The organism is Neobacillus cucumis, from assembly GCF_002860255.1.
Classification (GTDB): Bacteria; Bacillota; Bacilli; order Bacillales; family Cytobacillaceae; genus Neobacillus; species Neobacillus cucumis_A.
This window is the reverse complement of record NZ_PGVE01000042.1, coordinates 186344-198706: the sequence shown is the minus strand read 5'-3', so window position 1 is coordinate 198706 and position 12363 is coordinate 186344. Positions and strand designations below refer to the sequence as shown.

The 12363-nt window shown below is 36.4% G+C and carries 9 protein-coding genes; 2 read left to right on the top strand and 7 right to left on the bottom strand.

The annotated features are described in order from the left end of the window. The first annotated feature begins 76 nt into the window (after positions 1 to 76). Positions 77 to 1090: a LacI family DNA-binding transcriptional regulator gene (locus CVD27_RS11605; RefSeq protein ID WP_101648062.1), complete on the top strand. Its 1014-nt coding sequence runs from the start codon at positions 77 to 79 to the stop codon at positions 1088 to 1090. Between the two features lie 139 nt (positions 1091 to 1229). On the opposite strand, the gene CVD27_RS11600 is transcribed toward CVD27_RS11605, so the two are convergent. The 7 genes from CVD27_RS11600 to CVD27_RS11570 form a co-directional block, all read right to left on the bottom strand. Continuing rightward, entirely contained in the window at positions 1230 to 2699 is a 1470-nt protein-coding gene (locus CVD27_RS11600; protein ID WP_101648061.1) for an alpha-L-fucosidase, read from the bottom strand. A gap of 199 nt (positions 2700 to 2898) precedes the next feature. Continuing rightward, complete coding sequence (locus CVD27_RS11595) at positions 2899 to 4539, bottom strand: extracellular solute-binding protein (protein WP_101648060.1); 1641 nt, start codon at positions 4537 to 4539, stop codon at positions 2899 to 2901. A gap of 28 nt (positions 4540 to 4567) precedes the next feature. Beyond that, positions 4568 to 5464, bottom strand: a complete 897-nt coding sequence (locus CVD27_RS11590) for a carbohydrate ABC transporter permease (RefSeq protein WP_101648059.1) — start codon at positions 5462 to 5464, stop codon at positions 4568 to 4570. 32 nt (positions 5465 to 5496) lie between these two features. Continuing rightward, positions 5497 to 6462 carry an ABC transporter permease gene (locus tag CVD27_RS11585; RefSeq protein WP_101648058.1) on the bottom strand — a complete coding sequence of 322 codons (966 nt, stop codon included), beginning with the start codon at positions 6460 to 6462 and terminating at the stop codon, positions 5497 to 5499. 321 nt (positions 6463 to 6783) lie between these two features. Further along, positions 6784 to 7725, bottom strand: a complete 942-nt coding sequence (locus tag CVD27_RS11580) for an aldo/keto reductase (protein WP_101648057.1) — start codon at positions 7723 to 7725, stop codon at positions 6784 to 6786. Positions 7726 to 7760: 35 nt separating this feature from the next. After that, the gene (locus CVD27_RS11575) at positions 7761 to 8600 is read right to left on the bottom strand and encodes an amidohydrolase family protein (protein WP_101648056.1); all 840 of its coding nucleotides are present in this window, start codon (positions 8598 to 8600) and stop codon (positions 7761 to 7763) included. Between the two features lie 348 nt (positions 8601 to 8948). Continuing rightward, the gene (locus CVD27_RS11570) at positions 8949 to 10694 is read right to left on the bottom strand and encodes an SGNH/GDSL hydrolase family protein (RefSeq protein ID WP_101648055.1); all 1746 of its coding nucleotides are present in this window, start codon (positions 10692 to 10694) and stop codon (positions 8949 to 8951) included. A 476-nt stretch (positions 10695 to 11170) separates the two neighbouring features. On the opposite strand from CVD27_RS11570, the gene CVD27_RS11565 reads away from it, so the two are divergent. Next, positions 11171 to 12208 carry an LLM class flavin-dependent oxidoreductase gene (locus CVD27_RS11565; RefSeq protein WP_374703070.1) on the top strand — a complete coding sequence of 346 codons (1038 nt, stop codon included), beginning with the start codon at positions 11171 to 11173 and terminating at the stop codon, positions 12206 to 12208. The last annotated feature ends 155 nt before the right edge of the window (positions 12209 to 12363 follow it).

Here is a 12363-nt window from a genome sequence, read left to right as displayed (position 1 = left end):
ACACAAACTTCTTGATATATTTATTGTAATCAACTAAAATTAAGTTTAGAAAATTTTTTCAGAATAGGAGGTCAATATGGTTACCATTTATGATATTGCCAAGAAAGCCAATGTGTCAGCAATGACTGTCTCAAGGGTTATTAATAAATCAGAAAAGATTAGTGAAGAAACACGAAAAAAGGTAGAAGCAGTTATAAAAGAATTAAATTATATTCCCAATAATTCTGCTAGAAATTTAATAACCAAGAAAACAAAAATTTTATCCCTAATGATTACAGATATAGCCAACCCCTTTTTTACAAGCGTGGCTCGCGGTGCTGAAGATAAGGCCATGCAAATGGGTTATCAGCTTCTTCTATGTAATAGTGATGAGGATTTTGAAAAAGAATCCAAGTATATGGATATGCTTATTTCAACCGGTTCTGATGGTGTTTTAATTGCGCCAGCAAATGATCATTCTAAAAAAAATATGAAGAAACTAACCAAACATGGTATTCCTTTTGTATTAATAGATCGCAGCATTCCAAATTTAGAATGTGATCAAGTTCTTAGCGACAATGAAACAACCACTCGCAGGTTAATTGAGCATTTAATCAAACAAGGGCATCAAAAAATTGCGATTATAAATGGTCCTTTAGTTGTGTCGACTGCCCGAGAAAGACATCAAGCCTATCTTGACACATTAAAGATACATGGAATATCAGTTGAGGATCATTTAATGAAGGAAAGCCATTTCCGGGACAGTGATGTAACAAATTCAATTCAAGAGCTTCTAAATCTACCAGAGGATGAACGTCCAACAGCTATATTTGCAACAAATAATTTTATTGGAATGAATACGATGAAAACTCTTCACAAACATAATATAAAAGTCCCGGAAGAAATGGCCGTCGTGTCCTATGATGGAATACCGAATTATACAGAAGAGGAACCTGTATTAACCGTTGCCGAACAACCAGCTTACAATTTTGGGTATATCGGCATACAGTTATTGATTGAACGAATTGAAGGAACTGCGCCTGAAAAAGTAAGAAAAATTGTCCTTCCTGCTGAAATACATTTGCGAGCCTCTTCGCTTTATCAACCATAATTAAGTAGAAACTACCTCAATGAAGGTAGTTTTTTAATATTCCTTCCTCTATATTAAGGAAACAACGCCACCTTTCTACAAAAACACACAGAAAGATGGCGTAGATAATTTTCATAATTAAGCTTTCTTTCCCTACAGGTTAATCAACTAAAATTCTAAAAACAACCGGTTTTTCACTTTGTACATTATTTGTATTAATGATTAGGGCTTCCTCTGTTCGTTCCCAATCTACCTGTTCTTCAAAGCCTAATACAGAGACATCTTTAATGATTCCATGAAAATGAGGGAGCTTGGAAGCATTCTTTTCCGCAAGAGATTTAATTTCTATTCGTCCATTTTTCGGATAGCTTAAAACAGTGGCGTATATATATGAGCCATTAACGGTAAAGCGAATATCTTTGAAAGTAAATACTTTTGTTTTGCCATCAGTAAACTGACCTTCCTCAATCGTTGTTGGTCCTTCTCCTGCTATTCGCCAAACCTTACTATTATAAATAGCTTCTCCATTAACCTTTAACCATTCACCGATTTCCAATAGAATTTCCTTATCCTCTTTAGGAATCGTTCCATCAGACTTCGGTCCAACATTTAACAATAGATTACCATTTTTACTAACGATATCAACAAGGTCACAAATAATTTCCTTTGCGGTTTTATAATTGTTATTTTCTGTATAACACCAAGAATTTTTCGCAACAGCAGTATCTGTCTGCCAAAAGTATGGCTTTTGATCTGCAAACTGGCCCCGTTCGATATCAACCACGGCAGTACCAAACATAAACGCATCATGTTTATAGTTGATAGCTACGTCTATGCCCAATTCCTCTGCACGATTATAATAATATGCTGCAAACTTTTTCAAATAAGGTTTGACTGCACTATGATGAATCCACCAGTCAAAATAAACTACTTTCGGGCGGTAACGATCGACAATTTCACAAGTACGCAACAGCCAATCCTCTAAAAACTCCTGTGATGGATCCGGGCTAAATAAATCTTGATGATCTGGTTCGGCCATAGCTGGCCAGTAGAAATCTCCACAAACTAGCGGTTCTTTAATATCACTGTCAAATTCCTTCCCATGGCCCATAAAAAACCAATGTTCTACACGATGGGAAGACGCACAAAGTTCAAGCCCGCGTTTTTTAAAAGCATCTCCCAATTCACCTAAAACATCACGCTTTGGACCCATTTCATATGCATTGAATTTAGACAGCTGACTTCTATACATTTGAAAACCATCATGATGTTCCGCGACTGGCATTACATATTTTGCTCCTGCAGCCTCAAAGAGTTGAGCCCACTCATCCGCATTAAATTTCTCCGCCTTGAACATTGGAATAAAATCTTTATAACCAAATTCTTTATGATTTCCGTACGTTTGAATATGATATTTATATTCCTTTGATTCCTGTATGTACATATTTCTAGAATACCATTCACTTCCAAAAGCTGGAACTGAATATACTCCCCAATGAATAAAGATACCGAATTTTGCACTTCTGTACCAATCAGGTATCTTAAATTGTGAAAGTGAATCCCAGTCATCTTTGAATTTTCCTTCTTTTATTACTCTATCAATCTCTTCTAAATATTGTTTTTTATCCATGCTTATTTCCCCTCCAAGAAGTGTCTCATTTTTTTAACATCCATAACAAAAGGTTGAGGCAAAACTATTCCTCCTAAATTAGCCAGGAGTTTTTACCGGTGTATTTACATTGATATGTACATCAATTAAGGAAAAACGCCACCTTTCTTAATAAGCTTCGGAAAGATGGCGTTCATTATTCCCATTCATTCATCATGTTCTACTTTGCAGATTTATCATACGCTTGTTGCATAATTTTCAAATACCGCTTAAGGTTTAATTTATCAAACCCTTTAACATAGGAATCCCAATCTGTATCCAAGTTCATTTCCCCAGTTACAAACTTCAAAAGGCTCTGATTAACATAATTTTGAATATTTGTTTCTAACATGGCTACTTCATCTGCATCAGATGGATCCATCCAAACGGACCATGCTGGGTATACATCATCTGGCTGCGTACCCTCATACAAATGGGTTGCATCCTGAAGTCGGCGTTCATACCCTTCAGGTGTAAATACCTGAGTAGATTGGATTTGCCCATTTCTAAAAGAACTAGAAGAACCGAATTCTGCGATTGGACCCCATCCATTATTGTGAGTTTTTTCACCGTCTTTCAGAGGTATTGACGCGAAAAGCGGTTTAGCACTTTTTTCAATCGCAACATCACCATCTTGTGGCTTTCTCCAGTCCACACCCTCTTTACCAAATTGTCCCCTTATATTTCCATCCGCTGTAAACAAGTAGTCGATGATCTTAATGGCTGCGATCTGATCTTCCTTCGACGCTTTGTTAGTAAGGACAAAGTCAGCTCCAGGAGTAACAGGGTAATTATAAGTGGCATAAGCAGAATTTGGACCTTGCAGTGGTGCGAGTGCTACATAATTATCTGAATACAAACGTTTTTGATCAGAAACAAACTCACCCGGGTGTGTGGCTGTTCCAGCACCAAGAATTTCTGCTGAGGCATTATCCCCCAGTTTTTGGTATGCATCATTATTCTGGGTGAATGCACCTGGATCAAGTAATCCATCCTTGTATAAAGAACGAATGTATTCTAATCCCTGCTTCCATTCTTGCTTGTCAGCCGCAAAGTCAACCTTTCCATTATTTAATAGTAACCTTTTTTTACCATCATCATAAATAAAGCCGTTCATTAGAAATGGAATAACATTAGTATCAGCGATACCCACTGCCCCACTTAGCGGGACTTCATCTTTTTTACCGTTACCGTTCGGATCCTGGTTTTTAAAAGCTTCAAGTACATTTTTAAAATCTTCTGTTGTTTTTGGCATTGGCAAATTCAACTTTTTCAACCATTCATTATTTATCCACATTTTATATGGCCATGTACAATGGTAACACTCATTCAAGTGTGAAATACCATAGATATTTCCATCAGGTGAAACCGTCATTGCCCTAAATTGTTTATTGGTATCAAGCGTTTTTTGAATATTTGGAGCATATTTTTTAATCAAGTCATTTAGTGGGATAAGAACACCCTGTTTTCCATATTTCATCAAATCATTTGTAGAGAAATGATCTACCCAAGGAACCAACATATAAGCGTCTGGATAATCACCGCTGGCTAAGGAGATTTGGCGTTTTTGACTAGCTGATGTAGCATCATAGGTCGTTGTTTGCCAATCAATCTTAACATTGAATTTTTTTTCTACTTCCTTTGTGAAAAAATTTGTACTTAATTTAGTATTACCTACCCCTTGAGGAGCAAAAATAGACAATTCCGTTATACCATCTTTTGATTTACCTGACGATGTTGTTTCTGTTTTGTCAGTACATCCTGCTAAAAATGTTGCAAGTACTACAAATAGAAGCATTGCCAAAATACCTGCTTTTTTCATAACTACCTCTCCCCTTATGTTTAAAAATTTAGCCCTTTACTGAGCCAATTAAGACACCCTTCATAAAGTGACGCTGTACAAATGGATAAATAATAAGAACTGGAAGACTGGCTACAACAATTAATGAATATTTCATTAAATCAGCTAGTTGTTTCATATCCATCAATTTTTGTGCATCAATCGTTGCAGATGAAGTTGTATTTAAAATAAGGATATTACGTAAAACAACTTGAAGTGGGAATAAAGCTTCAGATTTCAAATAAAGCATGGCATCAAAATAAGAATTCCATTGAAAAATCGCATACATTAGAACTAACACGGCAATAATAGGCTTTGATAGAGGCAGAACAACGGACCATAAAAATCTTAGATCGCTGCAACCATCCATCTCGCTTGCTTCCACGATTTCTTCGGGAATACTTGTCCTAAAAAAAGTTACAGCAATAATGACCTGCCAAACAGCAATAGCCTTTGGAATGATTAAAGCCCATCGGGTATCCAACATATGTAGGTTTTTAACTACCAGATATTCGGGAATTAATCCACCTGAAAATAACATTGTAAATAAGATAAAAATCATCAAAACATTACGACCATAGAAAGATTTTCTAGAAAGCGGATAAGCAAATAACACTGTCAAAGTGACACTAACAATCGTGCCAAAAAAGGTATAGAATAGGGAATTAGCATAACCAACTAAAACCTGTGAATTGCTAAATATAGCTTTATAGCCTTCTAACGAAAAATCAACCGGCCATAGCCAAACCTTACCAGACGATACAGCTAGCGGACTACTCAGTGATGAACTAAGAATATATATCAATGGATACAGAACGATTACTACCACAAAAATTAAAAAAGTATAAATAATGGTAAGGAACACTTTGTCACCGAAAGACTCTTTTATTGAATTTGCTTTTGCCACTAAATACTCACCCTCCTATTCTTGCAAAATCATTACCATAGACTATTTCCTGAAATTCGTTTCGCAAATAAATTTGCCAATAAAAGAAGTATTAAGTTTACTACAGAGTTAAAAAGTCCAATCGCTCCTGCAAAACTGTAGTTTGCATTTAGAAGACCCATTTTGTATACGTAGGTTGAAAGCACCTCTGATGTATCTAAATTGAGCGGATTTTGCATTAAAAATATTTTTTCAAACCCAACTCCCATAACGTTTCCAACTGTTAAAATTAAAATAATCGTAATAGCCGGCATAATCCCTGGCAGATCAACATGGATAATTTTTTGCAGTCTTGATGCACCATCTATTTTTGCCGCTTCATATAGTGAAGTATCAATACCCGAAAGAGCGGCTAGATATATGACGGCTGAATAACCTGTCAATTGCCAAACATCCGACCAAACATATATGGAACGGAATAAACCAGGGTCACCCATAAAATTAATGGAATGAAGTCCGATTGCTTCTAAGATGTGATTAAAAATTCCAAGCCTTGGTGATGTCAACACAATAATCATGGAAACTAATACAACTGTAGAAATGAAATATGGAGCATAAGTAACAATCTGTACAAATTTTTTGAACCGGCCTTGACGTATTTCATTAAGGGCTATAGCCAAAATGATTGGCAATGGGAAGCACGCTGCAATATCATACAAACTTATAAACAATGTATTCTTAATAAGATCCCAAGCCGCCGGGTTATCAAAAAATAGTTTAAAGTACTTAAGCCCTACCCAAGGACTTCCCATGATTCCTTGAACCACATTGTAATCCTTAAACGCAATAATAGTTCCAAGCATGGGAATGTACTTAAAGATAATAAAATAGAGGACGGAAGGAATAATCAGTAAATAAAACTGCCAATGTTTTCGCAGGCTTTTCAATGCCTTGCTAGTACCAACTTTTCTTTTTTTAGATGCTGAAAGGGTTTGCTGATTTACTGTTACCGTTTTCATTTTAAATCCCTCCTTACCGTTATCCTTTTGAAATTTAAGCTTTTAAGATTAATTAGCCCCTAATTTGTATGTTTTTGATGTCAAAATAGCACGTTGGTTAAAACGCTTTCAGAATTGTAGATTCTATTAAAATATCACAGATCACATCCCTATTTTTTCTAATATGTTTTATTTATGTTATCGATAACAAATAATTATAAATAACATTGTGTTATCGATATCATTAATAAGTTTATAATATTCTATATATTCACTAAGTTCAAGCTAAAATAATAAATTATTATTTCAATTTTACGATTCTATAAATCTGACTCTAATTTATTATATTAATTTCACTGAAAATTCAGGGTTACCGCTAGGCCATGTTTTATTATGAATGGGTTCCAATATCTCAAGAATACTATTCAACAACTCCACATCTACCGGTTCATCTGTCCATTCAATATTTTTCTTAATGTTTTCGACACTTGCAGTACTCACCAAAGTTGTAGGAATTATTTCGTTTTGGACGGAAAATTGGATCGCCAATTTAGATAAGTCTGTTCCATTTTCCTTACAAAACTCGGCAGCCTGTTTGCAAATCATGCGAATTTCTTCACTGGCAGGATGCCAATCAGCAACAGGTCTCGAACTTAATAATCCCATCGACAAAGGGGAGGCATTGATCAATCCTGCCTTTTTCTCTTCAAGAAGAGGAATAAGTGATAATAGAGATGTATCATTCAATGAATAATGACAGTAAGATAAAATCACATCCAGTTCAGTCTGACTGAGAACGTGTTCAAAAATGGTCAGGGGCAGTCCTGAAACACCAAAGAACCTGATTTTCCCTTGCTTTTTTAATTGTTGTAAAGCAGGTATACCTTCTGCCATGATTTGATCCAATGACCCAAATTCAATATCATGTAGAAATAAGATGTCTACATAATCCGTTTTTAATCTTGATAAGCTCTCTTCAATACTTTCGATGATCCGCTTTTTAGAAAAATCGAAATGATTTTCCCCGTAGCGTCCCGCTTTTGTGGATAAAATATATTTTTCTCTTGGTATTTCACTTATAGCTTTACCGAGAACGGTTTCCGCCTTAGTTAGTCCATAATAAGGAGACACATCAATTAAGTTCATTCCATGATCAATTGCGGTATGAACCGTCTTTATTCCTTCGTTTTCATCAATATCTCTAAATACGGAGCCAAGTGAAGAAGCCCCGAAACTAAGAATCGGTACATCCAAACCTGTTTGTCCAAGCTTTCTGTATTTCATGTCTTTCCTCCATTACTTCCAATTTTTTTTGATTTCTATTTATCCAATTCTAATTTATAAAACTTTAATGCATTACCTCCAAAAATACTTTCTTCTTCAGCTTCAGTTAAATTTTGAGGAAGTGTTTGTTTTAAAAGGTTATAAACTTCATCATAGCTTGCAGCAAGCAAACAAACAGGCCAATCACTGCCAAACATAACCCGGTTAACTCCGAATTCCTTGACTATGTGTTGGACATATGGAATAAATTCTTCCACTTTCCAATTTTGATGATTCGCTTCAGTCACCATTCCAGATAACTTGCAATAAATATTGGGATAATTCGCGATCTCTTTGATTTGGCCTTTCCATGGCTCGATTGTCCCTGTTTTAATGTCTGGCTTAGCTATATGGTCAATGACTGCTCGTAAGGAAACCTGTTTTAATAATTCAAGTACTACGGAAAGCTGATCGGACTTGACTAGGAAATCCACAGGGATATCCATTTTCTCAAAATAAGAAAATGCCTCCATATAACGCGGAGTTAAAATTATTTTCTCATCCGGCATATCTTGTATCATAATTCGAATTCCAACAAATTTTGGATTTTTTCTAAACTGATGGAGTTGTTCTATATAAGAAGGGTTTTCTATATCAATCCATCCGACCACGCCAGCAATGGTTTCGGAATTTTCACTAAGTGATAGGATGAATTCTGTTTCTTCTATCGTTGGTGCAGCCTGAACCACAATAGTTTTATCGATTTTGTTTTTTTCTAGGATTGTCCTTAGGTCTGTTTCTAAAAAATCACGATATAGTACAGGTATTTCCGGAGTAATCCAGCCATAGTCATTACGGCTAATTTTCCAATAGTGCTGATGAGAATCAATTCGCATATTTTAGATTCCTTTCCTATTAAACTCTAAAAAATAAATAAATTATTAAATCCATTATAGAGCGGTAAAATTGATGTAAATTCCTATGTTACACATTAAGTGTTTCTCTTTTTTGTTATCGATAACACTAATTTAACACCTAGGGTCATCCTAGTCAATACGATTGTAAGGAAAAGATTTCAAAAAAAAGAACAGGGCTCATATGTACCATAACAAATCTGTATTAATCCCAAAAATTCAATCTTTTAGAATAAAATAAAATGACTGGAGGCTCTTTCATGAAAATGCCTCCAGTCATTTTTACTACGGAAAAATATTGCTTTTCCCATCATCATAGGACATGAAATTTTATAAGGTATATCCAAATCCTAAAATAGTAAATCGCTTATCTTCATTTTCGGAAGCCATCTTGATTTCTACCTGATGCTCCCTGCAGACATCCTCTTGATATAAGATTACAGCATTGCAATGGGTCCAGTTAATCTCATGAGGGTCTGCGGTTTTTATATGTTTCCCATCTACAAAAATATTCGCTGTTCCAAACTCACTGCCTCCCGAATCCTTAAAAACAAGGATGAGACTTCTTGAGTTTATCGTCATTTTGAAGCTTTCTTTTCCTGAATCAGCTGTATGCATCCAGTTATTTGGAAATTGCGGAGTCAGGAAAGAGTTAGTATCCATTTCTACCTTCTGCAAATCAACATCGGTTTCCCAAAAACCGCCCTTTTCAATCCTTGCCATAATCTGGTTATCAATCCTGTCAAGTAACTGAACATCCTTAAAATGATTGCCTATAACTGGTGTTTTATCTATCGTAATGTCAGTATTATCTCTAATGGATTTTTTCGTTTCAGAAAAAAGATAGGAAAGGCAATCTGCCATTATAGAATGACCGTCATTGGTTGGATGATAGATATCATAAAAAAATTGCCGCTTGGTGATGATGTTTCCTTCCTCCTTTGTAAGCTTAAACTGCTCTACAACTGCATCCTTTATACTTACCATCGGGAGATCATAATGCTCTCCCACGGGAGCAAGCCTGTCCTGTAAATTCCAGTCATTTACAAACACGCTAAACAACAAAATCACGGCAGGGTGGTTAGCCGAAGAAAGTATTTTTACGACTAAACTCTCATAACAAACTCCATTTGTTTCGTCCCCTGCATCATTTACCGCAAACTCAACAATAATAATATCCGGCTCCACTGTTCCATTTTTTAAAACATCCCGTTCATAGCGGATCATGCCGAGCTCAGATGGTGTTCCTCCCACACCGGCCTTTACAAAATGTACATTGTCCCCACCATCTTTCCCAAACATTTCTCTGAATTTCAAATAGGATTGATAGGCGTAACAATTCGTTTGAATTGGTTTTGCCCCTGCACCTTGGGTAATGGAGCCCCCTATATAAGCAATGGTAACATCCTCACCTCTTTCAGCTTTTTCAATTGCCGCTTTCAACCTTTGATTATTACCTTTACTTAAAAGAGATTTACTAATCATGGCTTGATACCCTTCCGAACCAAATGCAACCGGTGGGTCCTCTGATCTCTCAGGTACCTTATAGGCATCATGCAAAAAGAATCTGACACTCGCTGATGCTACTTCACCAGGACAGTCAAATTCGAAAGCTAATTTTCCAGGAACAACATCATCTTGGGGCCATTGATCATCCTCAAGTTTCAAAATCATCTCCGTTCCATCAGTAGTACATGGAACTCTCAGTAGTGTTCCAGTTTCATATTTTTTTCCTTTCCCATAATGAGATAACTCAAAATTTACGTTTCCAATCTGATCATTGCCTGATTTTATCACTATACCTATACTGTGAACCAATTCATGAACCCCCTTACAATTCTCAAGGAGATTCAATATTTTCTCATCTGTAACGCCACCTGCAAGTCGTGCTAAATTTTTTAATTGATCGCCTTCTAAATAGATTTCCTCTGAAGGCTTGCCCTCATTACGCGGAGTTGCCTCGATCACAGTCTCATACATAATGTAAAAACTACTTCGTCTTTCCACTGGATCTTTTGGTGCCTTAAGTTCTACATTTCTATTTTCATCTTGTATTAAACTACTTGTCTCTGTCATTATTACCAGCCTCCCCTTTTGATCACGAAAATTTTTATAACCCTATTTACTCAAACCAATTTAAAACAAGCTGTGTTATTCCTTCTTCATCATTTGAACTTGCATATAATCCTATTTCCGTGCAGCAAAACCTTCAGCAAATTTGGTTAATCTAACAACTTTTTCCTTTTCTTTTTTAGTATAAACAATGGAAGGGCTTTCGGACACCAAAAAAGACTTTTTTCACATATGGTCTCTATCATCAGTTCCTGCTGAGTTGTAATAATTTGAAAGTATTTTAGAGCCGCTCAAACCTTTTTCAAAACCCTCTATCTACAGCTTTCTCACAATATTAGCCGCAAGAAATTTAAAGCCTCTGTAATGAAGATCTAATTTTTAACAATAAGAATAATTCCTTTTTAAAAAAGTCTGAATAAAATAAGCAAAAAGCTAATTTAAACCATTTGGAGGAGAGTAATTTGCAGTCTGCAAATAGGATGGAGATTGGAGTTTATTCATTAGCCGATTTATACCCAAATCCACTTACTGGAAAAACCATCAGCGCAAAGCAGCGAATAGAAGAAATAATCAATGCGGCAAAAATGGCAGATGAAGCTGGGCTAGATGTATTTGGCGTGGGCGAACATCATCGTTTAGATTATGCCGTGTCCTCCCCCCCGGTTGTCTTATCAGCCATTTCACAAGTCACAAAGCGAATTAAACTGACAAGTGCTACCACAGTATTAAATACCGTGGATCCTGTTCGTTTATTCGAGGATTTTGCAACACTAGATCTTATATCAAATGGCCGAGCAGAAATAATTACAGGTCGGGGGGCTTTTTTAGACTCCTTCCCTCTTTTCGGATACGATATAAACACTTATGATGAACTGTTTCATGAACACATAGACCTTCTTCTAAAGCTAAATGAGAAGGAATTAGTTACATGGAATGGCCGCTATCGTCCATCATTAAACGCTGCTGAAATCGCACCGCGCCCTATTCAACAAAAGATTCCAATATGGGTAGGCGTTGGCGGGACACTCAAAAGTGCAGAACGAGCCGGTAGATTAGGTACTGGCTTGGCCCTAGCGATACTAGGCGGGGATCCAAGCTTGTATAAGCCGTTTATTGATCAATATCGGGAATCAGCTGCTGAATACGGTCATGTGCCAGAAAATTTGAAAGTTGCGGTTACTGGACACGCTTATATTTCAAAGACAAATGAGCAGGCAAAAGAGGAATTTTACCTATATCACTCAAATTATTGGCACCATCTTAACCTGCAGCAGGGGGTAAATAAAACTTTCTCAAGAGAAGAATTTGATCAGATTTCAGGAAAGGAATCAGCCCTTTTTGTCGGCAGTTCAGAGCAGATAATCGAAAAAATCATGCGCCAATACGAGCTGTTTGGTCACCAGCGGTTTATGGCACAAATGGATATTGGTGGTATGCCTTATAAAAAGGTTGTTGAAAACATCGAGCGATTGGCAATGGAAATAGCGCCCGTTATCAGAAAAGAAACTAGAAAATGATACCTGTACTGTCGATCGAATACTTATTATCATACAAATAAGTACTGTTCACAGCTGTTACTGAGGTTCTCGACTCACGAAACTGCTTTGAACGATTTCATATTACAATACGTTTCACTTTCCGCTAAAAAGGGTACCGAAGGAGTGGGTAATTC